Genomic DNA, 22,232 nt, shown 5'->3' with positions numbered 1-22,232 from the left:
GACTTAAAATCGGCTTCCTATGGAGTGCGGGTTCGAGTCCCGCCGTCCGCACCATCGCCGCGCTGCTCGCGCTGGCGGGTTGCAACCAGCGGCCGGATTCGGGGGCGGTGATCGTCAGTGCGATCGGCCCGGCACCGCGCGCCGCGGACCCGGCGCGGGTCTCGCTCGATACGCCGACGCGCTTGCTGCTCGACGCGACCGCGCAGGGGCTGGTGCGGTTCGACGCGACCGGCCAGATCGAGCCCGGCCTGGCCGAACGCTGGATCGTCATCGACGACGGCACCAGCTACATCTTCCGCCTCCGCCCTGCGCAATGGGCCGACGGCAGCACGGTCACCGCCGAACAGGTCGTCGCCCTACTCCGTCGCCAGTTGCGCCCCGGATCGCGCAACCCCCTCGCCCCCTTCCTGACCGCCGTCGATGAAATCGTCGTGATGACGCCGCAGGTGATCGAGGTGCGGCTGCGCCGGCCTCGACCCGACCTGCTCAAGGTGTTCGCTCAGCCCGAACTCGCGCTGTGGCGGGCCCGCGCCGGCGGCACGGGGCCGCTGCGCATCGCGCGGGGCTCGGCCAGCCCGCTGCTCCGCCCGGCACTCGATCCCGGCCGGGCCGATCTAGACGACCAGCGCACCCCAGGTCCCGAAGAGAATGTCCGGCTAATCGGCGAACGGGCGGCACGCGCGATCGTTCGCTTCGCCGCACATGATTCGGATCTGGTCGCCGGCGGCACCTTCACCGACTGGCCCCTGGTCGGGATCGGCGGCATCGCACCGGCCAACATCCGCATCGATCCGGCCGCCGGCCTGTTCGGACTGTCGATCGAGCGCCGCACCGGCTTTCTGGCGGATGCGGCCAATCGGTCGGCGCTGAGCGGCGCGATCGATCGGGGTGCGGCGACGGCCGCGGTGATGGGGGGCTGGGACACGGCCGACCGGCTGTTGCCGGAACAGCTCGATTCGGCCGCGCCGCCGGCCCTTCCGAGTTGGTCGCTACTCACCCTCGACCAGCGGCGCGAGGCGGCGCGAACCCGCGTCGCCGCTTATGCCGATGGCCCGGTGACGCTCGCCGTGGCGGTGCCGACCGGGCCCGGCGGCACCTTGCTCTACGCCGGCATCGCCGCCTCGCTGACCGAGATCGGTATCACGGCCCGCCGGGTCGGGCCGGACGAGGCAGCCGATCTGCGGCTGGTCGATCTGGTCGCGCCCTATGACAGTGCGCGCTGGTATCTGGCTCAGGCGTGCCGGCCATGTAGTCCCGATGCGGAGGCGGCGATCCTCGCCGCACGCGACGCGCCGACGCTGGCCGAGCGGGCGCGGCTGATCGCGGCGGCGGATGTCGCCCTGGCCAATGACGCGGCCTTCATCCCGCTCGCCCGGCCGCTGCGCTGGTCGCTGGTCGCGATGCGGCTGCGCCAGTGGCGGCCGAACAGCCGCGCCTGGCACCCGTTGAACCGGCTGCGCGACGACACCAGATGATCGGGCATGCAAGACCGAGTCCGCAGCATCGATCCCCAGCAGGTCCTGAGCGCCCTTCCCGTCGGGCGTGATCCGGCGTCGGTCCGCAAGCGGATCGAGGCGATGGAGCGCCTGATGGAGGGACTGTTCGTCATCCCGGGCACGCAGCGCCGCGTCGGCCTCGACGTCTTGCTCGACCTCGTGCCCGTGATCGGCACCAGCGTCGCGGCGATCCTCGGGTCGTATCTGGTCTGGGAAGCGCGCAACCTCGGCATGTCGAAGATGCAGATGGCGCGGATGTTCGGCAATGTCGGCGTCGACTGGGCGCTGGGCATGATCCCGTGGATCGGCGCGGTGCCCGATTTCTTCTTCCGCTCGAATACGCGCAACCTGCGGTTGATCCGGCGGCACCTCGACCGGCATTTTCCCGGCACGGTGACGCTGCAAGCCTAGGTCCCGGCCCGACAGGCGCGTGGCGGCGGGCCATCGCCGCCCGCCCGGCATATCCACGTTGAGGCGCAGAGCCATCGCGTCTATTCGCGCACTCTCGCCATCAAGGGCAATTCATGGCCGCGACCTACCTGCCGACGCTCAAACAATTGCAATATCTCGTCGCGCTGCGCGACCATGGCCATTTCGGGCGTGCGGCCGACGCTTGCTATGTGACGCAATCGACGCTGTCGGCGGGGCTGCGCGAGCTGGAGACGCTGATCGGCGTGGTGCTGGTCGAACGGACGCGGCGGGTGGTGCGATTCACGCCGCTCGGCGAACGGATCGCCGACAAGGCCCGCCGCGTGCTGCGCGAGGCCGAGGAGCTGGGCGACATGGCGCGTGCTGCCGGCCGGCCGCTGTCCGGCGAGATGCGGATGAGCGTCATCCCGACCATCGCGCCCTTCATGCTGCCGCGCATCCTGCCGCGGTTGCGCGCCGACTATCCTGACCTGAAGCTGTTCTTGCGCGAGGAGCCGAGCGGCGCGGCGTGCGAGGGGCTGCACAACGGCCGCACCGATTGCGTGCTGCTCGCCCTGCCCTTCGCTTGTGGCGAGGTGGCGTCGCAGACACTGTTCGACGACCGGCTGTTCGTCGCCTATCATCAGGGTGACCTGCCCGACGATCCCGCGTCGATTCCGGCGGCGGCGATCGACGAGGACCGGCTGTTGCTGCTCGAGGACGGGCATTGCCTGAAGGACCACGCCCTCGCCGCCTGCAACCGGCCGGAGTTGCGCGCCGAGGCGACGATGCTCGGCACCTCGCTGCACACGATCGTGCAGATGGTCGACAACGGCTTGGGCATGACGATGTTGCCGGAAATGGCGATCGAGGCCGGCATCCTCGATCACACCAACATCATCGCGCGGCCGCTTGCGGCGGACAATGCGGTGCGGCGGATCGCACTGGTCTGGCGCCGTGCGTCGCCGCGGGAGCGCGATTTCCAGCTGCTGGCGGAGACGCTGGCCAAGGTCCGCTGAGCCTCACCCATCGGCGTGCAACCGCGATGCCGGCTCGAACGTAGCAGCCGGGTGAATGTCGCTCTTCCCCGCCGGGCGTGGCTGGTCGTCCTGCTCGCCGCCCTGCCGGGATGCGTGCCGCCCGCTGCCGCCCCGCCGCCCGCCGTGCCGGCGGCGATCGCCCCGGTTTCGGTCGATGTGACCCGGATCCGGCCGGAGGCGACGATCGGCACGTCGATCGCCCAGGTTCCGGGTCTGACGCAGCTCGCACGCGAGGCGGCGGTCGCGGACGCGACTGCCCTGCTCGACGGTGCCGGCCCCTATACGCTCTTCGCGCCGACCGACTCCGCCTACGCCCGGCTGGCGGAAGACGTGCCGGCCGCGCTGCTCGCGCCGGAGAATCGCGTGACGTTGCAGCTGCTGCTGCGCGACCATCTCGTCGCCGGTGCGGTGAGCGAGGCCGATCTGGTCGCGCGCATCCGGGCCGGAGGGGGCCGGGCGACGCTGACCAGCCTGGCCGGGCAGCCGATCGTCGCGACGCTGGACGGCGATGTCGTGATGCTGACCAGCAGCAGCGGCAGCCGCGCCTATATCGAGACGGCCGACCGTCGCCAGGCGAACGGCGTCATCCATGTCATCAACGGCGTGCTGGTGCCGACACTAACGGAATGATTACGGCGTTCCGCGTGTATTATCCTTACAAAACAGCTCGTTGAAGCGTTGCGTTTGTGCGACGAACAGGGTCAGATGCCTCCACAAGCGTATACCAAAGTCTTTACATTGCAGTGCAGCATATGACAGCTTCATGACGTTCGCCGACGTTGGAGATGTCCCATGACCCGCCACTCCCAGCTTGCCACCGCCCTTACGCTGACCGCCCTGCTCTGCGCCGGTACGGCCGCAGACGCCAAGAAGAAGGAGAAGCCGCCGCAGCTGTCGGTCGGGCGGGTCGCCTTGCCGCCGGAAGCGCCGACCGCGACGATCGCCCAGGCGCTGCCGACGCTCGACCATCATGCCACGCTGGCGCGGCTGGTGTCCGCCTCCGCGGTCGCTCCGACGCTGGCCGGAGCCGGCCCGTTCACCGTCTTCGCACCGAGCGACGACGCCTTCGCCCGACTGGCCCCCGGCACCGTCGACACGCTGATGAAGCCTGAGAATGCGGCAAGCCTCGCCACCATCCTGAAGACCCATGTCGTGCAGGGCGCCTATACGGCCGAACAGATCAAGGCGCTGGTCGCGGCGGGCAACGGTTCGGCGTCGCTGCCGACGCTGTCGGGACAGCCGCTGACCGCGACGATCGACAACGGCAATTTGGTGCTCACCGACCCGAGCGGCAACAAGAGCTATGTCAGCCAGCCGGACGTCAAGGAGGCCAATGGCATCGTTCACGTCACCAACGGGGTGAGCGTACCCAAGCTGAGCTGACCGATCGACGCGCCGCGTCGACTTTATGCCCCGTCGCGCCAGCGCGCGGCGGCGGCATCGTCGGTATCGCGGGCCTCGACCCAGCGGCTTTCGCCGTCGCGCGTCTCGCGCTTCCAGAACGGCGCGTCGGTCTTCAGCCGGTCGATCAGGAAGGTGCAGGCCTCCAGCGCGGCGGCGCGGTGCGGCGCGGCGGTCGCGACGAAGACGATCCGCTCGCCCGGCGCCATCGGTCCGACGCGATGGACGATCGTCGCCGCGCCCAGCGACCAGCGCGCCGTCGCCGCCTCGGCCAGCCGGGTCAGCGCCGCTTCGGTCGCGCCGGGGTAATGTTCCAGTTCCAGCGTACCGACGCCGTCGTCGGCGCGCACCAGCCCGGTGAAGGTCGCGATCGCGCCGGCGCCGGGTGCCGCCTCGACCCGCGCCAGTTCGGCGTCGATCGCGATCGGCGCGGGATGGACGACGACCCGGATCATCCGCCAGTCACCGGCGGGAACAGCGCCACCTCGCGCGCGCCGGCGATCGGCGCGTCCATCGCCACGAACGCCTGGTCGACCGCGGCGCGCAGCCGGGCGCGGTCGGCGAGCGCCGTGCCGCTGTCGGCATCGCGGGCGGCGAGCCAGTCGACCAGTTGCGCCACCGTCGCGACCGTCGACGGCGGGGTCACCGTCTCGGCAGCACGGCCCATCCGTTCGCGCACCCAGGCGAAATAGAGCATTTCGATCGCCATGCCGGTCAGTCCATGTGCTTCAGGCCGACGCGCAGATAATCCCAGCCCGTCACCAGCGTCAGCACCGCAGCGCCCCACAGGCTGCCCAGACCGACGATCTTGACCCAGGGCTGTCCCGGCAGCGCGCCGGCGAGGATCAGCGCGCCGAGCGCGACGAGTTGCAGCGTCGTCTTCCACTTGGCCAGTTTCGACACCGGCAGCGACACCTGCAGCCCGGCGAGGAATTCGCGCAGGCCCGACACCGCGATCTCGCGCAGCAGGATCACCAGCGCGGCGATCAGATGGACGCCGGTGATCAGCGCGGCGTCGTCGTGACGCGTGCCGACCAGCATCAGGATCACCGCGGCGACCATGATCTTGTCGGCGATCGGGTCGAGGAACACGCCCAGCCGCGACACGGCACCCTGTGCGCGGGCCAGATAGCCGTCGAAATAATCGGTGATGCCCATCAGGCAATACAGGCCGAAGGCGATGCCGAAGCCCGCCTCCCAGCGCGGCCACCACAGCAGCGCGACTAGCAGCGGCACCGCGACGATCCGCGACAGCGTCAGGAGGTTGGGCAACGTCAGCATGATCCCTCCCTACGCTGCCGCGCGCGCCAGCGTAAGGCAGAGCGTGGCAGAAAGTCGTGCCGTCGCGACACCCCGCCGCCACCGGCCGGCTGGGGCCGCGACGCAGGCCGGTTGGCGTGCCGGTGCGGCTCGGCTATGCCGGTGCGCTACACATCGAGCGAAAGCCACGTTTCGTCATGCTGAATGCCTTGGGGTTGCTGAAGCAACGCCGCTTCCTGCCCTTGTTCACGACGCAGTTCCTCGGCGCGTTCAACGACAATCTGTTCAAGACGTCGATGGTGCTGTTCGCCACCTATGCGATCTTCAACGACCCGAAGATGGAGGCGAATTTCAACGCGCTGGCGACCGGGCTGGCGATCCTGCCGTTCTTCCTGCTGTCCGCTCTGGCCGGCCAGCTCGCCGACAGTCACGACAAGGCGCGGATCATCCGCATCGTCAAGACGGCGGAAATCCTGATCATGCTGCTCGGCGCGTCGGGGCTGATGGTGGCACGCGCCGGCCTGCCGGGGGTCGGCATCGGTCTGATGTTGGGTGCGGTGCTGTGCCTGGGCGTCCATTCGACCTTCTTCGGCCCGATCAAATATGCGATCCTGCCGCAGCATCTGCCGCCGCACGACGTGCTGGGCGGCACCGGCCTGGTCGAGGCGGGCACCTATCTCGCCATCCTGCTTGGCACGGTGACCGCGGGCTGGATCCCGATCGAGGGTGCGGCGATCACCGTGCTCGCCGTCGCCGCGCTGGGCTGGCTGGTCGCGCGGCAGATCCCGCCGGCGCCGCGCGAGGGACCGCGGCTGGTGCTCAACTACAATCCCTTCACCTCGTCCTGGCGACTGATCAGGGCGACGCTGCACATCCCGCGGCTGTTTCTGGCGATCTGCGCGATCAGCTTCTTCTGGACCATCGGCGCGGTGCTGATCGTCGTCTTTCCGCCGCTGGTGAAGAACGTGCTGACCGCGGACGAGCGCGTCGCCAGCGGTGCCATCGCGGTCTTCTCGGTCGGCGTCGCGATCGGTTCGGTGATCATCAACACGATGCTGCGCGGCCGGATCAGCGCGCGCTATTCGCCCGTGTCGGTGATCGCGATGGGCGGCTTCGTCGTACTCTTCTCGGTCCTGTGCCGGGAATGGCCGGCGGCGCCGGTCGGCACGCTCTATTCCTGGGGCGAATTCATCGCCCAGCCCCGCGCGATCGCGATCATGCTGAGCCTGCTGGCGATCGCCACGACGGGCGGGATGTTCGTGGTGCCGCTCTACGCCTTCCTGACCACGACGGTGGAAAAGGACCAGACCGCGCGTACCGTGGCAGCGAACAATGTCGTCAATTCCGGCGCGATGACGATCGGATCGGTGGCCGTCCTGATCATCACCGCATTCGGCGTCGGGCCGACCGACATGCTGCTGCTGGTGGCAGCGATGTGCCTGGTTTCCGCCTGGATCGCGCAGCGGCTGCACCGCGCCTGCGACTGAGCGCAGGCGGCTTCGCCCTCCGTCAGATCAACAGCGTGTAGAAACAGATGAAGAAGGCGGCGAAGCTGAGCATGAACAGCTTCCAGTCCTGATCGTCGTTGCGTGCGGCGCGCGCCATCGGGGGCGGCGGCAGCATCTGGCGGAAAGGATGGCGGGCCGCTTCGTTGGTGATGACTAGACGTCGTTTCATAGCGAGGTGTTAACGCCCTGTTTACGATTTCGACCAGCGACAAAGGTGGTTAAGTTCGGACCGTCCCGGCCCGGTACAGATTCCCCTTTTCTTATAGGACGTGAAAGGCGACCGGCATGAGCGTGGCATTCCGCCGCGAAAGCGATGACGAGCATCTCGAACCGAAGTTCGAGATCCCCCTGCCCGCGGGTCCCAATCGGGTGACGCGTGCCGGGCTGGCGGTGATCGCCGAGCGGATCGCCGGGATCGAACAGGCCCTGGCGACCGCGCCGGAGGCCGAGGCGGAGACGCTGCGCCGCGACCTGCGCTATTGGCAGACGCGGCGGGCGACTGCGGAATGGACGCCGGCGCCCGGCGACGGGACGATCGGGTTCGGCACGCTGGTGACGGCGATGGTGGCGGGGCGGGAACGCCGAATCGCGATCGTCGGCGATGACGAGGCGGATCCCAAGCTGGACCGTATCGCCTTCGGCGCGCCGCTCGCTCGGGCGCTGATCGGGGCGGAAGCAGGCGACGAATTGCCGTTCAACGGTCGCGACGGCGCGATTCGGGTACTGGCGGTGGCGGCGATCGATCCGCCCGCGGCCTGAGGATTATCCGGGCTGCGACGGCTGAAAGCCACCGCAGCCCGGGTCCGGGCGCCGGGGAGCACCCGATAGGCCGGTGATGCTTGATTGGGAGAGAACAGCACCGACACCGCCGTCCTAGCCGCCCGGTGTGTCTGGGGTATGTCCGGCAGCCACGGCGGCGGACATGCGCCTGCAAATCGGGTCGGCCATGATGCGCCATGGCAACGCTCTCCCCCTCCGCTCGCGTGCCGCGCTGCACGGCGAGCCGCCACCGGCCCGGCAGCGTGATCCGCGAGACGGGCGACGTCGCCCGCGCGCGCTGCCGCTGCTGCGGCCTGATGCTGATGCGACTGGCGATCAGCCGGCGCTGGATCATCGCCGACGAACTGGGGACGACGGCGCCACCCGGCCCGTCGCGTCACTAGCTGCAGCCCGGCAGGCCCGCCGCGAGGCGGATCGGCGGTCGCGTCGTTCAGATCGGCAGCCAGACCGTCGCGATGACGCCGCCATCGGGATGGTTGGCGATGTCCGCATCGCCGCCATGCGCCCGTGCGACGCCACGCACGCTCGCCAGTCCGAGACCGATGCCGCCGGTGTCGCGGTTGCGCGACCGCTCGCCGCGGAAGAAGGGTTCGAACACCCGATCGAGATCGTCGGGGTCGATTCCCGGGCCGTGATCCCGCACGGCGATCTGCGCATGGTCGCCGTCACGGCTCAGCGTCAGCGCCGCATCGCCCGCATATTTGAGCGCATTGCCGACCAGATTGCCGATGATCGTCTTGATCCCGGTCGCATCGCCGGTCAGCACCAGCGGCGCGCCATCGGCCAGCGTCACCGCCGCGCCGCGATCGGCGAGATCGTCGACGATGCTCTCGGTCAGCGAACGCAGGTCGAGCGGGCGCCGCTCGACCGATTGGGTCGAATCGCGGAAGAAGGCGAGGCCGGCGGCGATCATCGCGTGCATGTCGTGGATATCCGCCTCGCTGGCGGCGCGGATCGGCTCGGGCGCCTGCTCCAGCCGCAGGGCGAGTCGCATCAGCGGGGTGCGCAGGTCGTGCGCGATCGCCGCGATCACGGTGGTGCGATCCTCGACATAGCGGTTGAGTCGCGTCTGCATGCGGTTGAACGCCACCGCGGCATCGGCGACCTCGGTCGGCCCGTCGACCGGCACCGGCGCGGCGCGTGGATCCCGGCCCAGCCGCTCGGCGGCGGCGGTGAAGATGCGGAGCGGCCGGGTCGACCGGCTGGCGAGGAACCAGGCGAAGGGGGCGACCGCGACCAGCGCCGCGAGCAGCCACAGCAGCGCCCGCCAGCGCCACCCTTCCAGCCCGGTCCGCGTCGCCCGCGCCACCACCCAATCGCCGCCGGATCGCTGTACCCCGACGGTGAAGCCGCCGAACAGGATCTGGCTGCGGGCGTCCGGCGGCGGCCGGTGATGCGGTCCGAAAACGACCGGCGGGAACGGCCGGAACGCCGTCGCCGGACCGCCGAAATGGATGCGCACCCGATCCGGTGCGATGCGCAGGTGATCGGCAATCGCCTGTTCGAGCCGGTCGGTGCGCCAGTCATTGTCGTCCGGGACGTCGGCCACGCGCGCCAGCTTGATCTCGCCGGTCGCGTCATGCCCCGTGCGGAGCGCGCTGGCGACCTGCGCCACCGAGAAGATCCGCGGGGTCGGCGGGCTGACGAAGACGAGCAGCGCGACGTTGACCAGTTGCACGCTGGCGACGCTCGCCAGCATCACCAGGAAGATTCGCCAGAACAGCGACAGACCCAGCCGGCGGCCGGGAACGATGCCGGGAATCTCCTCTGCCTGCCCCGATCCCTCGGTCACAGCCGGGTCACGGCGGGGACGAACAGATAGCCTTCGTTGCGGATCGTGCGGATCATCTCGTCGCCGCCGCTGCGCAGCTTGCGGCGGACGCGGCTGATCTGGACGTCGATCGCCCGATCGAAGGCGTCGCTGTTGGGACCACGCGCCGCCTCCAGCAGCATCTCGCGCGACAGCACGCGCCGCGGCCGCTCGACGAAGGCGCGCAGCAGCGCGAATTCGCCGTCGGTCAGCCCGACCAGCACGCCGGCCGGATCGAAGATCTCATGCGCGACCAGATCCATCGTCCAGCCGTCGAAGCCGAGCCGCAGCCGCTCGCCTGCCTGCATCTGCCGCCGCGCCCGCAGTGCCGCGCGCACCGTCGCCAACACCTCGCGCGCGCTGCACGGCTTGGGCAGATAATGGCTCGCGCCGAGTTCCAGCCCGACGATCCGGTCGCGTTCCTCGCCCAGCGCGCTGAGGAAGATGACCGCCGGCCCGTCGTCCCGGGCGATGCGGCGACAGGCGGAGATGCCGTCCTCGCCGGGCATCATCACGTCGAGCAGCACCGCATCAATCCGGTCACGCTCCAGCACCGCGTCCATTTCGCGCGTATTCGCCGCCGCCTGCACGCGATAGCCCCGCGCGCCGAGGCTCTGGGTCAGCAGAGTGCGGATCTCGCGGTCGTCGTCGACGACCAGGATCGAGGCGGGCTGTTCGATGGATTGCTGCATGGTCATGTCCGGCGGTGGGATGACAGGCGAATGTTGCTGCCGAATATCAGATGGCGCAGGCAAGCGACATCCCGCCGGGGTGCGGTGCGGCAGGAGTGCCGCACGTCCCCTCTCGCCTCGCCTGACATTCTGCCGCAATACTGGGGTGATTGACCGTCACATCGGTTCCGGGAAACCCATCATGCGCCGCATCGCCTGCCTTGCCCTGCTCGTCACCACCGCCATGCCCGGCGCGATCGCCGCGGCGCAGACCGCGCCGCCCGCCGCGTCCTCCGCTCCGGCAGCGTCGACACCGCCACAGGCCGAGCCGCCGATCACGGTGACCGCCCGTGCCCAGGCATCGCGCGGCCCCCGCCGCATCTTCATCAGCCCGATGGGTCAGCCGTTCCGCGGCACCGAGGCCGCGCCGGATCCGGAGCGCGCCTGGTTCGACAGCGTCGACACCAACCATGACGGCGCGCTGACGCTGGCCGAGTTCAAGTCGGATGCGGGGCGTTTCTTCACCATCCTCGACCGCAAGCGCGACGGCGAGATCGATCCCGACGACATCGACTATTACGAGAACACGCTGGCGCCGGAGGTCCGCTCCGGCAATGCCGTCGGCAGCGGCATCATCGCGCGCGTGCAGGACGGCGAAGGCGGCGCGAGCACGCAGGGAACGCGCGGCGTGCTCTACGATGCGGGCACGCTCGGCGCGGCGCGGTTCAGCTATTTCGATCTGCCGGAGCCGGTCACCGCCGCGGACCGCAACTTCAACCGCGGCGTCGACCCGATGGAATTCGGGCGCGCGGCCGAACAGCGTTTCGATTCGCTCGACAAGAACCATAACGGCAAGCTGACCTGGGACGAGCTGCCGCACGTAAGGGTCAGGGCCGAGGTGCGCTCATCGGGCAATCGCGATGGCGGCGAACGTCGCGGCCGCGGCGCCGGACGACGGCCGATGGGCGGCGGCATGAACGGTGGAATGAGTGGCGGTATCGACGGCGGCATGGGTGGCCGCAGCGCGTCCGGCGACCCGATGAACTGAAAATCCTCCCCGCTTGCGGGGAGGGGGACCGCCGCAGGCGGTGGAGGGGGATGTCCGCGAGCGGTACGCGGCGTGGCGCCCCCCTCCGTCAGCGATTGCACGCTGCCACCTCCCCGCGAGCGGGGAGGATTCTAGGGTCCCCGGCCCCGTGCCGATCAATCCAGGCGGCGCGCCAGTTCCTTGTTGAGCCCGAGCGCGATCAGCGTGCCGAGCGCGCCCGACAGCAGATAGCCGCCCGCCGCGATCAGGCCGAACTTGCTCGCCAGTACCAGCGCGGCGAGCGGCGCGAAGCCGGCGCCGAACAGCCAGGCGAGGTCCGAGGTCAGCGCCGCGCCGGTATAGCGCGCGCGCTTGGGGAAATTGCTGGTCACCGCACCCGACGATTGGCCGAACGACAGGCCGAGCAGGATGAAGCCGCCGATCATGAACACCAATTCGCCGGCGTCGCCGCCGCGCAGCAGCTGCGGTGCGAAGCCACTGAACGCCGCGATCGCCGCCGCGGTATAGCCGAGCACCGAGCGCCGGCCGATACGATCGGCGAGCATGCCCGAGGCGACGGTGGAGGCGAGGCCGAAGACCGCGCCGATCATCTCGATGCCGAGGAAGCGGGCGATATTCTGGTCGGTGTAAAGGTTGATCCACGACAGCGGGAACACCGTCACCATGTGGAACAGCGCGAAGCTGGCAAGCGGCGCGAAGGCGCCGATGACGATGTTGCGCCACTGCGCCTTGATCGTCGCGCTGACCGGCGACGGGGTCAGCTCGCGGCTCTTAAACAGTTCCGTATATTCCGGCGTCACGACGATGCGCAGGCGGGCGAACAACGCAACCACGTTCAACGCGAACGCCACAAAAAATGGATAGCGCCAGCCCCAGGCGAGGAAGTCGACCGGCTGCATATTGCTGAGGAAGAAGGCAAACAGGCCGCTCGCCACGATCAGGCCGAGCGGCGCGCCGAGCTGCGGCACCATCGCATACCAGCCGCGCTGCTTTTCCGGCGCGTTGAGCGCGAGCAGCGAGGCGAGCCCGTCCCAGGCGCCGCCGAGCGCCAGCCCCTGGCCGATGCGGAACAGCGCGAGCAGGATCGCCGCCCAATTCCCCGCCTCGTTGTAGCCGGGCAGGAAGGCGAGCGACACGGTCGAGGTGCCGAGCAGCAGCAGCGCGATGGTCAGCTTGGTGCCGCGGCCATGGCGGCGGTCGATCTTCATGAAGATCTGCGTCCCGATCGGCCGCACCACCCAGGCGAGCGGGAACAGCGCAAACGACCAGAGCGTGCCGGTCAGCCGGTCGACATAAGGGAAGACGACCTGCGGAAAGACCAGCACCGAGGCGATGGCGTAAACGAAGAAGTCGAAGAATTCGGAGGTGCGGCCGATGATGACGCCGATCGCGATTTCACCCGGACGGACCTGTTGGTCGCCATGGGTGTTGACGGCGCGTGCGTCGCGCTCGAGCGGGGCGGAAGAGGCGGTTGCCACGGCCATGATCTACGTTCCTGACTTCTTGCGGAAGGCCACCGGCCTCCGGGCGACAACGCGCCGGGCGGACGGTCGGTCCCGGCACGATAACGCGCCCCTGTATCGCCCGATCGCGGACCATGGGATAGGACAAAATGTCCTATTTTGCGGTGCAGCAACCAAGCCTAGCTGCGCGTCCATGCGCATTCCCACGCTCTCCCCATCCCGTGCCCGCACCCGGTTGCGCACGCTCGCCGCGGTGTCGCTCGCGCCCGCCCTGCTCGGCGGCTGCGACTGGGTGGTGATGAACCCGGCGGGCGACGTCGCCCGGCAGCAGGCGGACCTGCTCCTCTGGTCGACCTTCCTGATGCTGCTGATCATCGTGCCGGTGATCGCGCTGACCATCCTGTTCGCGTGGAAATATCGCGCCGCGAACAAGGAGGCGGAATATGCGCCCGACTGGGACCATTCGACGGGTCTCGAACTCGTCATCTGGTCGGCGCCGCTGCTGATCGTCATCGCGCTCGGCGCGCTGACCTGGATCAGCACCCATACGCTCGACCCCTATCGCCCCCTGTCGCGCACCGCGCCGGGCAGGCCGCTGGCCGGCAATGACAAGCCGCTGGAGATCCAGGTCGTCTCGCTCGACTGGAAATGGCTGTTCATCTACCCCGAACAGGGCGTCGCGACGATCAACGAGCTGGTCCTGCCGGTCGACCGCCAGGTCCGTTTCCGCCTGACCTCGTCGTCGGTGATGAACACCTTCTACGTCCCCACCCTCGCCGGCATGATCTACACCATGCCGGGCATGGAGACGAAGCTGCACGCCGTGCTCAACAAGCCCGGCCGCTACGAAGGGTTGTCGGCCAATTACTCGGGCGCCGGTTTCTCCGACATGCGCTTCAGCGTCACCGGCACCGATGCCGCCGGCTTCGACCGCTGGGCGGCCGCCGCCAAGGGCGCGCAGGGCAAGCTCGACCTCGCCACCTATCTGCGTGTCGAGCGGCCGAGCGAGCGCGTGCCCGCGATGCGCTTCGCCGCGGTGCCGCCGCAGCTGTTCGACCGGATCGTCGGCCAGTGCGTCAAGCCCGGCCTGCCCTGCATGCAGCACACCATGGCCAAGGACATGCGCGACGGTGGCGGCCATGGCGCCGCGACCAACGACACGCCCGACCAGCGCGGCAGCCAGGCGAAGGGCGCGATCCTGAAGCAACCGCAGGAAAAGGGCGCCGCCCCCAGCCGTGCCGCCCCGCGCGGTGAGGCGCCCGGCGCCGCTCAGCCTGGCTCCGATGCCAATCGCAACATGACCTCGGTCGACCCGCTGCCGGCGCTCATCGCCGGGCGCGCCACCGTCGCCCGTTCGTAGGACCGTATCCATGTCCGATACCCTGATGAAGACCATCTTCGGGCGACTGACGCTCGACGCCATCCCCTATCACGAGCCGATCCTGGTCGGCACGTTCATCGTCGTCGCCATCGGCGGCGCGGCGGTGCTCGGCGCGCTCACCTATTTCAAGGTGTGGGGCTATCTGTGGAAGGAGTGGTTCACCAGCGTCGACCACAAGAAGATCGGCATCATGTACATGGTGCTCGGCATCATCATGCTGCTGCGCGGTTTTGCCGACGCGCTGATGATGCGCGCGCAGCAGGCGATGGCCTTCGGCGCCAATGAAGGCTTCCTGCCCGCGCACCATTACGACCAGGTGTTCACCGCGCACGGCGTCATCATGATCTTCTTCGTGGCGATGCCGTTCGTCACCGGCCTGATGAACTATGTCGTGCCGCTGCAGATCGGCGCGCGCGACGTCAGCTTCCCGTTCCTCAATAACTTCAGCTTCTGGATGACCGTCGCGGGCGCGATGATCGTCATGGCCAGCCTGTTCGTCGGCGAATTCGCGCGCACCGGCTGGCTGGCGATGGCGCCGCTGTCGGGCCTCGACTACAGCCCCGACGTCGGTGTCGATTACTACGTCTGGGGCCTGCAGATCGCGGGCGTCGGCACGTTGCTGTCGGGCGTCAACCTGCTCACCACCATCGTCAAGATGCGGGCGCCGGGCATGACGCTGATGAAGATGCCGATCTTCACCTGGTCGGCGCTCGCCACCAACACGCTGATCGTCGCCGCCTTCCCGATCCTGACCGCGGTGCTCGCGCTGCTCAGCCTGGATCGCTACGTCGGCACGCACTTCTTCACCAACACCATGGGCGGCAACCCCATGATGTACGTCAACATGATCTGGATCTGGGGCCACCCGGAAGTGTACATCCTGATCCTGCCGGCGTTCGGCGTGTTCAGCGAAGTCACCAGCGCCTTCTGCGGCAAGCGCCTGTTCGGCTATACGTCGATGGTCTACGCTTTGCTGGTGATCACCGTGCTCGCCTATCTCGTCTGGCTGCACCATTTCTTCACCATGGGGTCGGGGGCGAGCGTCAATTCGTTCTTCGGCATCACCACGATGATCATCTCGATCCCGACGGGTGCGAAGATCTTCAACTGGCTGTTCACCATGTACAAGGGGCGGATCCGCTTCGAGCTGCCGATGATGTGGACGGTCGCGTTCATGATCACCTTCGTGATCGGCGGCATGACCGGCGTGCTGCTCGCCGTGCCGCCCGCCGACTTCGTGCTGCACAACTCGCTGTTCCTGATCGCGCACTTCCATAACGTGATCATCGGCGGGGTGCTGTTCGGCATGTTCGCCGGGATCAACTTCTGGTTCCCGAAGGCGTTCGGCTACAAGCTCGACAAGTTCTGGGGCACGATCAGCTTCTGGTGCTGGGTGGTCGGCTTCTACGTCGCCTTCATGCCGCTCTACGTGCTCGGCCTGATGGGCGTGACCCGCCGGCTGCGCCACTTCGAGGACCCGTCGTTGCAGATCTGGTTCATCGTCGCCGCCATCGGTGCGCTGATCATCGCGGTCGGCATCGCCGCCTTCCTGATCCAGCTGTTCGTCAGCTATCAGAAGCGGTACGAGCTCGCCGACACCACCGGCGATCCGTGGAACGCGCGCAGCCTGGAATGGGCGACCTCGTCGCCGCCGCCGGCCTATAATTTCGCGTTCACCCCGGTCGTCCACGATCTCGACGCTTGGTACGACATGAAGAGCCGCAACGCTGCGCGGCCGGTGGACGGCTTCCGCCCGATCCACATGCCCAGCAACACCGGCTCCGGCGTGATCCTCGCCGGCCTGTCGATGGTCTTTGGCCTGGCGATGATCTGGTACATCTGGTGGCTCGCCATCCTGTGTTTCGTCGGCATCCTTGCCGTCGCGATCGGCCACACGTTCATCTACGACCGCGACTATTACATCCCCGTCGACGAGGTGACCGCGGCGGAAGACGCGCGCACCCGCGCACTGGCCACCGCGGGAGCCTGAGGGAGTCATGACCAGCCGTAACCCCACGGTCGAAGAAGCGACCATCCCGCCCGGTGCGCAGGCGCCGATCTTCTACGAGACGGACGAGCATCACCACGAGGCCGGCGGCAGCACGATGCTCGGCTTCTGGCTCTACCTGATGAGCGACTGCCTGATCTTCGCCATGCTGTTCGCGGCCTATGGCGTCTACGGCGGCAGCTATGCGGGCGGGCCGCAGCCGCACGAGATCTTCGAACTGCCGCTCGTCGCGCTCAATACGTCGATGCTGCTGCTGTCGTCGATCACCTACGGCTTTGCGATGCTGGCGATGAACGACGGCAAAGTCCGCGCCGTGCAGGGCTGGCTGGCGGTCACCGGCCTGTTCGGCGCGTCGTTCGTCGGCATCGAACTGTACGAATTCGGCAATCTGATCGCCGAGGGCGCGACGCCGCAGCGCAGTGCCTTTCTGTCGTCCTTCTTCACCCTGGTGTCGACGCACGGTCTGCACGTCACCTTCGGCCTGATCTGGCTGGTGACGCTGATGGTGCAGGTCGGCCGCAAGGGCCTGATCCCCGCCAACCAGCGCCGCCTGCAGTGCCTGTCGCTCTTCTGGCACTTCCTCGACGTCATCTGGATCGGCGTCTTCACCTTCGTCTATCTGCTGGGAGTGCTGCGATGAGCGCCGACCATCACGCCGCCGACCATGCGCACGGCCATGGCCACGATCATGGCCACGGCCACCACGGCGACGCGCCGCACGGCTCGCGCCGCGACTATCTGATCGGCTTCTTCCTGTCGGTCGTGCTTACCGCCATCCCGTTCGGGCTGGTGATGAGCGGCGTGATCGCCGATCCGCGCGTCACCGCCGGCCTCTGCATGGCGTTTGCGCTGGTGCAGATCGTCGTCCACATGATCTACTTCCTGCACATGAACGCCAAGTCGGAGAACGGCTGGACGCTGATGGCGCTGATCTTCACCGTCGTCATCGTCGGCATCTGCCTCGCCGGCTCGCTGTGGGTCATGTACCACATGAACCTCAACATGATGCCCGGCCAGGGAGCGATGGACGGTATGTGACGGGGCGGCGGCGATGACGGCATCCCCGCCCCCCCGCCGGCACCGCGCCGCCGTCACGATCGTGGCGGCGGTGGCGGTGCTGCTGCTGATCGCGCTCGGCGTGTGGCAGCTCGAGCGCCGCCAGTGGAAGCTGGCGCTGATCGCCCAGACCGAACGACAGCTGGCCCTGCCCCCGGTCGCCGCGCCCGGCCCCGACCGCTGGCCGACGATCGGCAAGGGCGATGCCTATCGCCCCGTCATCGCCGCCGGCCGCTACCGCCGCGATGCCGACACCTATGTCCAGGCGGTGACCGATCTCGGCGGCGGCTTCTGGGTCGTCACGCCGCTCGCCACCGATGCGGGCTTCACCCTGCTGGTCAACCGCGGCTTCGTGCCGCAGGAGCTGCGCGGCCGCGTCGCGACGCCGGCCGGGCCGCAGCGCGTCGTCGGCCTGCTACGCCTGGCCGAACCGCGCGGTGCCTTCCTGCGCCACAACGATCCGGCGGCCGATCGCTGGTATTCGCGGGATGTCGCGGCGATCGCCGCACGCCGCGGCCTCGGCGTTACCGCCCCCTATTTCGTCGATGCCAGTCAGCCGACCCAGGGCTGGCCGCGCGGCGGCCTGACGGTGGTGCGCTTCCCCAACAACCACCTGCTCTACGCCTTCACCTGGTTCGGCCTCGCCGCACTGATCGCCTTCATGACCTGGCGGGCGCGGCGCTGACGCCTCAGCAATTGGCGACGAATTCGCGCAGCTCCTCGTCGCGGATCTCGAACACGGCAAACAGATCGAGCGCCTGCAAGGCTGGCACCGCCGCCGCGATCGCTTCCGACAACAGCTCCCGCGCGGCAGGGTCAATCTCGGGATCGGACCAGCGCTGCGCATTGCGGACGAAGGCCGCTACCGTGCCCTTGCGCAGCGTCAAACCGTCCACGTCGAGATAATCGTCGCCGTCCGCCAGGACATCCTCCGGCCGGGTCGCTTCACCGCTCATCGTCGCGCCTTTCCGCTCATGCCAGTTCCATCATCACTATAGCGGAGGCGAGCGCCCCGGCGAACATTTGGTCCGCTTCGGCTCTTCGGCGTGACGCCATGCACCGCGGCAGACGATCGAGCCGGCTCGGGTCGGCGAGAAGGCCGCAGATCAGCGCCTCGTCGCCACCCGCGCCGAAGGGACAGGCCCGGCACAGCGGCCTACCAAGGCAGCCCTCGCCCAGCGTCATCACGCTGTCGACCACCGGCGCGAGCATGTCGAAGCCGAGCGGCGCAAGCAGCGCGTGCAGGCGTTGCTGCACCGGCAATCGCGCGTCGCGTGCGGCACGCCAGCAGCGCGCGGCCTGCGCGATGACCGCCGCCGGCACCGTCATGACCGTGTCGCCGGCCACAACCGGCCGACCCTCGCCGCATAGATGTCATACTGGGTGCCGAACCGCGCCCGCATCATCGCCTCCTCGCGCGGCACGCGGAGCGTCCACATCGCCGCAAAGGCGGGGATGGCGAACGCGCCGGCGACGACATTGTGGATCAGCAACGGCTGGATGAGCACCGCCAGCCAGATGGCGACATACATCGGATGCCGCCAGCGCGCGTAGACGCCTTCGGTGACGAGGCGGTGTTCCGCGTGCACCTCCAGTCCCGGGCTCCAGTTGCGCCCCAGGTCGGCGTGGCTGCGCCAGAACAGCCATAGCGTCGGCAACAGCATGATCGCGCCAGCGGCCGTCGCCGCGCCGGGCAGCCGATAATCCGCGAGGGCGAACAGCCCGGTCGCCAGATGGAGCAGCGGCAGGACGATCATCGTCGCGAACATGCCGAGCAGCAGCGTGCGCTCCGTGACGTCGCTATGCGCATGGACCACGGCATTGGCGCGATTGCGGGCCGCGTGCGGCAGGCGGATCGCGGTCATCGCGACGAACAGCACAAGCCAGAGCAGCCCGCCCAAGCCGTTCTCGCGCCAGCGTAGCGTGGCGAGGCCGACGAGCACCGCACAGGTCGCCAGCATGATGACCGTCCCGATCCCGCTCATCATCGGCCGGCGACCGCTGCCCGGCGCATGGTCCCGCTCCGCGTGATCGACCATCGAAAGACCTCCCGTCATCTTCTGCTATTGCGAGTCTATAGCATCTATACAGGTGCGCGGCAATCGCGATGCGTCGTGCCTTCGCCGATCGCAGCGGCTATAGCGGTGCCATGCCCTTCGCCCCGCCCGCCCGCGCCGATGCCGCCGCGCGCAACATGCGCCAGCTGGTGCTGCTGCGCTGGCTCGCGGTCGGCGGTCAGCTTGCCGCGATCGTCATCGTCCACGCGGTGTTCGCGATCCGGCTGCCGTTGCTGCCGATGGTGTCGGTGCTTGGGGGCCTCGTCTTCCTCAATCTCGTCACGCTGCTGCGCCTGCATCGCTGGCCGGTGACGCATGCCGAATTGTTCGGCAGCCTGCTCGTCGACGTCACCGCACTGACCGTGCAGCTCTACCTCAGCGGTGGCGCGACCAATCCGTTCGTCTCGCTCTATCTCTTGCAGGTGGTGATGGGCGCCGTGCTGCTCGACGCCTGGTCGAGCTGGGCACTGGTCGGCGTGACCGGTGCCGCCTTCGCGCTGCTCGCCGTCGAGCACCGGCCGCTGCTGCTGCCCGCGGCGTTGGCGACCAGCCTGTCGCCGGTCTATATCTTCGGCAGCTGGCTCGCCTTCGTGCTCGCCGCGGTGCTGCTGGTGCTGTTCGTCACCCGCATCGCCGCCAATCTGCGCAGCCGAGACGCCCACCTGGCGGAGATGCGCCAGCGCGCGGCGGAGGAAGAACAGATCGTTCGCATGGGCCTCCTCGCCAGCGGCGCCGCGCACGAATTGGGAACGCCGCTGTCGTCCATCTCCGTCCTGCTCGGCGACTGGAAGACGGAGGCCGCGATCCGCGCCGATCCGCGCCTCGCCACCGAGGTCGACGAGATGCAGGCGGAGGTGAAGCGCTGCAAGGCGATCGTCTCCGGCATCCTGTTCGCCGCGGGCGAGGTCACCGGCGAGGCGCCGGCGCGGACGACGCTGCGCCGCTTCCTGACCGCGATCGTCACCACCTGGCCGGGCAAGGTGACATTCGAGGACCGGCTTGGCGCCGACCGGCCGATCGTCGCCGACCGCGCGCTCGGCCAAGCGCTGACCGCCCTGCTCGACAATGCGGCGGAGGCATCGGCGAACTCGATCGCACTCGTCGCGCGCACCGCCGACGACGCGCTGGTGCTGGCGGTACAGGACGACGGCATCGGCTATCCGGACCAGGTGCTCGAAAGCCTGGGCCGCCCCTACAACAGCAGCAAGCCGCGCCAGGGCGCTGGCCTCGGCCTGTTCCTCGCCACCAACGTGCTGCGCACGCTGGGCGGGACGCTGGAGGCGCGCAACTTGCCCGGCGGCGGCGCGGAGACACGGCTGACGCTGCCACTGGCCAGCCTGGCGCTGGAGGAGGACGCATGACCGACATCGAGACGGATACGGCGACGGACCGGCGCCTGCTCGTCGTCGAGGACGATGCCAGCTTCGCCCGCACATTGGCGCGCAGCTTCGAACGGCGCGGCTATCGAGTGGAGATGCTCGCCGGCCCCGACGGACTGGAAGCGGCGGCGCGCGACTTTCGACCCAGCCATGCGGTGGTCGACCTACGCCTGGGCGGCGCGTCCGGGCTCGCCTGCGTCGCCGCACTGCACACGCTCGACCCGGCGATGAAGATCGTCGTGCTGACCGGTTTCGCCAGCATCGCCACCGCGGTTGAGGCGATCAAATTGGGCGCGACCAACTATCTGACCAAGCCCGCCAACACCGATGACATCGAGGCCGCCTTCGCGCGTGAGGACGGCGATGCAGATGTCGACATTTCGGCGCCGCCGACCTCGATCAAGACGCTGGAATGGGAGCATATCCACCAGACGCTGGCGGATGCCGACTTCAACATCTCCGAGGCGGCCCGGCGGCTGGGCATGCACCGGCGGACGCTGGCGCGGAAGCTCGACAAGCGACACATGGGCTGAGCCAGCAACGCCGTCATTCCCGCGCCGGCGGGGATCCAGACACGCGACGTTTGCGCTTCTATCGTGAAGCCCAGCGTTTCTGGATTTCCGCCTGCGCCCGAATGACGGAGCGGCAGTCAGCGCAGCAGCTTCGGCGCTTCCTGCTGCAGCACCTCGCGGATCTTGCCCGAGAACATCGCCAGGAACATCGGTACGTCGACGACCATATGAACATTGTCCGCAGCGACCGTCGCACGGGTCGCCAGCGCCTGCCCCATCGCCTCCACCTTGAAATGCAGCGTGTCGCCATCCCAACGCTGTTCAGTGATCGAACCGCCGGGGATCACCTTGCCGATCTTGCCAATGCCGCCGTCCAGCCGCGCCCTGGCGGCGTCCTTGCCGAGCTGGTGGGGGATGTTGACGTCGATCTGGCTCATGCCGGTTCCTTCTCGTTCTGTTCGGTCGCGAACAGCATCGCATCGTCGGCAAACGCCTTGAACTCGAGCGCGTTGCCCGAAGGATCGGTGAAGAACATCGTCGCCTGTTCACCGACCTGGCCGGGAAAGCGGACGTGCGGCGGGATGCCGAAGCGGACGCCGGCCGCCTCCAGCCGGTCGGCGAGGCCCCGCCAGTCGGCCATGGTCAGCACCACGCCGAAATGGGGTACCGGCACATGATGACCGTCGACCGGATTGGCGACGGCGATCGGCTGTGCCGCCGGATCGAGATGTGCGACGATCTGATGGCCGTAGAGGTCGAAGTCGATCCACTGGTCGCTCGACCGCCCCTCCCGGCAGCCGAGCAGCCCGCCGTAAAAGGTGCGCGCCGCGGCGAGATCGTGAACGGGGAAGGCGAGATGGAAGGGGCGAAGCGTCATAATGGTTGCATAGCCTATTCTCCGCGGCACCGGATAGCCTGCCCGCGCACGACGAACCCCTCCCCGCCCCGACCCGG

General features: G+C 68.6%; 28 protein-coding genes. 16 read left to right on the top strand and 12 right to left on the bottom strand.

From position 1 onward, the window contains the following. The 5 genes from D9601_RS16585 to D9601_RS16565 all read left to right on the top strand — a co-directional run. Positions 1-1,475: ABC transporter substrate-binding protein (locus D9601_RS16585; protein WP_332838036.1), on the top strand; the 1,475-nt coding region annotated here is incomplete at its 5' end. 6 nt (positions 1,476-1,481) lie between these two features. Then, entirely contained in the window at positions 1,482-1,907 is a 426-nt protein-coding gene (locus D9601_RS16580) for a DUF4112 domain-containing protein (RefSeq protein ID WP_198355190.1), read from the top strand. A gap of 113 nt (positions 1,908-2,020) precedes the next feature. Beyond that, positions 2,021-2,923, top strand: a complete 903-nt coding sequence (locus D9601_RS16575) for a hydrogen peroxide-inducible genes activator (protein WP_198355189.1) — start codon at positions 2,021-2,023, stop codon at positions 2,921-2,923. Positions 2,924-2,974: 51 nt separating this feature from the next. Next, positions 2,975-3,574, top strand: coding sequence for a fasciclin domain-containing protein (locus D9601_RS16570; protein ID WP_198355188.1), 600 nt, complete (start codon positions 2,975-2,977; stop codon positions 3,572-3,574). A 162-nt stretch (positions 3,575-3,736) separates the two neighbouring features. Beyond that, entirely contained in the window at positions 3,737-4,327 is a 591-nt protein-coding gene (locus tag D9601_RS16565) for a fasciclin domain-containing protein (protein WP_198355187.1), read from the top strand. A gap of 23 nt (positions 4,328-4,350) precedes the next feature. On the opposite strand, the gene D9601_RS16560 is transcribed toward D9601_RS16565, so the two are convergent. From D9601_RS16560 to pgsA, 3 genes are read right to left on the bottom strand one after another with little or no spacing between them, the layout of a single operon-like run. Continuing rightward, entirely contained in the window at positions 4,351-4,800 is a 450-nt protein-coding gene (locus tag D9601_RS16560; protein WP_198355186.1) for a molybdenum cofactor biosynthesis protein MoaE, read from the bottom strand. Beyond that, positions 4,797-5,054 carry a molybdopterin converting factor subunit 1 gene (gene moaD / locus D9601_RS16555; protein ID WP_198355185.1) on the bottom strand — a complete coding sequence of 86 codons (258 nt, stop codon included), beginning with the start codon at positions 5,052-5,054 and terminating at the stop codon, positions 4,797-4,799. The genes D9601_RS16560 and moaD overlap by 4 nt, the downstream gene beginning before the upstream one ends. 5 nt (positions 5,055-5,059) lie before the next feature. After that, positions 5,060-5,626, bottom strand: a complete 567-nt coding sequence (pgsA, locus tag D9601_RS16550) for a CDP-diacylglycerol--glycerol-3-phosphate 3-phosphatidyltransferase (RefSeq protein WP_198355184.1) — start codon at positions 5,624-5,626, stop codon at positions 5,060-5,062. Between the two features lie 176 nt (positions 5,627-5,802). Between pgsA and D9601_RS16545 the strand changes: the two genes are divergently transcribed. Next, the gene (locus tag D9601_RS16545) at positions 5,803-7,092 is read left to right on the top strand and encodes an MFS transporter (protein ID WP_198355217.1); all 1,290 of its coding nucleotides are present in this window, start codon (positions 5,803-5,805) and stop codon (positions 7,090-7,092) included. Positions 7,093-7,114: 22 nt separating this feature from the next. On the opposite strand, the gene D9601_RS16540 is transcribed toward D9601_RS16545, so the two are convergent. Further along, positions 7,115-7,282 (bottom strand): hypothetical protein, encoded by a 168-nt coding sequence (locus tag D9601_RS16540; RefSeq protein ID WP_198355183.1) that lies wholly within the window; start codon positions 7,280-7,282, stop codon positions 7,115-7,117. 116 nt (positions 7,283-7,398) lie between these two features. Between D9601_RS16540 and D9601_RS16535 the strand changes: the two genes are divergently transcribed. Both D9601_RS16535 and D9601_RS16530 read left to right on the top strand, forming a co-directional pair. Then, positions 7,399-7,872, top strand: a complete 474-nt coding sequence (locus D9601_RS16535) for a GreA/GreB family elongation factor (protein WP_198355182.1) — start codon at positions 7,399-7,401, stop codon at positions 7,870-7,872. A gap of 197 nt (positions 7,873-8,069) precedes the next feature. Then, the gene (locus D9601_RS16530) at positions 8,070-8,276 is read left to right on the top strand and encodes a hypothetical protein (protein WP_198355181.1); all 207 of its coding nucleotides are present in this window, start codon (positions 8,070-8,072) and stop codon (positions 8,274-8,276) included. 47 nt (positions 8,277-8,323) lie between these two features. Here D9601_RS16530 and D9601_RS16525 read toward each other — a convergent pair whose 3' ends face one another. Further along, positions 8,324-9,685, bottom strand: coding sequence for a sensor histidine kinase (locus tag D9601_RS16525; RefSeq protein WP_332838035.1), 1,362 nt, complete (start codon positions 9,683-9,685; stop codon positions 8,324-8,326). Continuing rightward, positions 9,682-10,395 (bottom strand): response regulator, encoded by a 714-nt coding sequence (locus D9601_RS16520; RefSeq protein WP_232474306.1) that lies wholly within the window; start codon positions 10,393-10,395, stop codon positions 9,682-9,684. The genes D9601_RS16525 and D9601_RS16520 overlap by 4 nt, the downstream gene beginning before the upstream one ends. A gap of 181 nt (positions 10,396-10,576) precedes the next feature. Between D9601_RS16520 and D9601_RS16515 the strand changes: the two genes are divergently transcribed. After that, the gene (locus D9601_RS16515) at positions 10,577-11,422 is read left to right on the top strand and encodes an EF-hand domain-containing protein (protein WP_198355179.1); all 846 of its coding nucleotides are present in this window, start codon (positions 10,577-10,579) and stop codon (positions 11,420-11,422) included. Positions 11,423-11,577: 155 nt separating this feature from the next. On the opposite strand, the gene D9601_RS16510 is transcribed toward D9601_RS16515, so the two are convergent. Next, positions 11,578-12,906, bottom strand: coding sequence for an MFS transporter (locus D9601_RS16510; protein WP_198355178.1), 1,329 nt, complete (start codon positions 12,904-12,906; stop codon positions 11,578-11,580). 172 nt (positions 12,907-13,078) lie between these two features. Between D9601_RS16510 and cyoA the strand changes: the two genes are divergently transcribed. From cyoA to D9601_RS16485, 5 genes are read left to right on the top strand one after another with little or no spacing between them, the layout of a single operon-like run. Then, complete coding sequence (gene cyoA / locus D9601_RS16505) at positions 13,079-14,245, top strand: ubiquinol oxidase subunit II (RefSeq protein WP_198355177.1); 1,167 nt, start codon at positions 13,079-13,081, stop codon at positions 14,243-14,245. Positions 14,246-14,255: 10 nt separating this feature from the next. Next, positions 14,256-16,256 carry a cytochrome o ubiquinol oxidase subunit I gene (cyoB, locus tag D9601_RS16500; RefSeq protein ID WP_198355176.1) on the top strand — a complete coding sequence of 667 codons (2,001 nt, stop codon included), beginning with the start codon at positions 14,256-14,258 and terminating at the stop codon, positions 16,254-16,256. A 7-nt stretch (positions 16,257-16,263) separates the two neighbouring features. Beyond that, positions 16,264-16,914, top strand: a complete 651-nt coding sequence (gene cyoC, locus D9601_RS16495) for a cytochrome o ubiquinol oxidase subunit III (protein ID WP_198355175.1) — start codon at positions 16,264-16,266, stop codon at positions 16,912-16,914. After that, positions 16,911-17,312, top strand: a complete 402-nt coding sequence (cyoD, locus tag D9601_RS16490; RefSeq protein WP_198355174.1) for a cytochrome o ubiquinol oxidase subunit IV — start codon at positions 16,911-16,913, stop codon at positions 17,310-17,312. The genes cyoC and cyoD overlap by 4 nt, the downstream gene beginning before the upstream one ends. A gap of 13 nt (positions 17,313-17,325) precedes the next feature. Next, positions 17,326-18,015, top strand: a complete 690-nt coding sequence (locus D9601_RS16485; RefSeq protein WP_198355173.1) for an SURF1 family protein — start codon at positions 17,326-17,328, stop codon at positions 18,013-18,015. Positions 18,016-18,019: 4 nt separating this feature from the next. Here D9601_RS16485 and D9601_RS16480 read toward each other — a convergent pair whose 3' ends face one another. Genes D9601_RS16480 through D9601_RS16470 form a run of 3 tightly spaced genes read right to left on the bottom strand, consistent with a single transcriptional unit; the run spans position 18,020 to position 19,369 of the window. Continuing rightward, complete coding sequence (locus D9601_RS16480) at positions 18,020-18,286, bottom strand: hypothetical protein (RefSeq protein ID WP_198355172.1); 267 nt, start codon at positions 18,284-18,286, stop codon at positions 18,020-18,022. Positions 18,287-18,302: 16 nt separating this feature from the next. Beyond that, on the bottom strand, positions 18,303-18,659 hold the full coding sequence (locus D9601_RS16475; protein WP_198355171.1) for a hypothetical protein: 357 nt from the start codon (positions 18,657-18,659) through the stop codon (positions 18,303-18,305). Beyond that, positions 18,656-19,369 (bottom strand): protein-S-isoprenylcysteine O-methyltransferase, encoded by a 714-nt coding sequence (locus D9601_RS16470; protein WP_198355170.1) that lies wholly within the window; start codon positions 19,367-19,369, stop codon positions 18,656-18,658. Before D9601_RS16470 ends, D9601_RS16475 begins: the two co-directional genes overlap by 4 nt. Before the next feature lie 110 nt (positions 19,370-19,479). Between D9601_RS16470 and D9601_RS16465 the strand changes: the two genes are divergently transcribed. Together D9601_RS16465 and D9601_RS16460 are read left to right on the top strand one after the other, a co-directional pair. Further along, on the top strand, positions 19,480-20,748 hold the full coding sequence (locus D9601_RS16465; protein WP_232474305.1) for an ATP-binding protein: 1,269 nt from the start codon (positions 19,480-19,482) through the stop codon (positions 20,746-20,748). Then, positions 20,745-21,299 carry a response regulator transcription factor gene (locus D9601_RS16460; RefSeq protein WP_198355169.1) on the top strand — a complete coding sequence of 185 codons (555 nt, stop codon included), beginning with the start codon at positions 20,745-20,747 and terminating at the stop codon, positions 21,297-21,299. The genes D9601_RS16465 and D9601_RS16460 overlap by 4 nt, the downstream gene beginning before the upstream one ends. A 116-nt stretch (positions 21,300-21,415) precedes the next feature. On the opposite strand, the gene D9601_RS16455 is transcribed toward D9601_RS16460, so the two are convergent. Then, positions 21,416-21,715: a polyhydroxyalkanoic acid system family protein gene (locus D9601_RS16455; RefSeq protein ID WP_198355168.1), complete on the bottom strand. Its 300-nt coding sequence runs from the start codon at positions 21,713-21,715 to the stop codon at positions 21,416-21,418. Beyond that, complete coding sequence (locus D9601_RS16450; protein WP_198355167.1) at positions 21,712-22,155, bottom strand: VOC family protein; 444 nt, start codon at positions 22,153-22,155, stop codon at positions 21,712-21,714. The genes D9601_RS16455 and D9601_RS16450 overlap by 4 nt, the downstream gene beginning before the upstream one ends. Positions 22,156-22,232 lie beyond the last annotated feature (77 nt).

The organism is Sphingomonas sp. MA1305, assembly GCF_016107325.1.
In the GTDB taxonomy this organism is placed as follows: Bacteria; Pseudomonadota; Alphaproteobacteria; order Sphingomonadales; family Sphingomonadaceae; genus Sphingomonas.
This window is presented reverse-complemented; position numbering and strand designations above follow the sequence as displayed.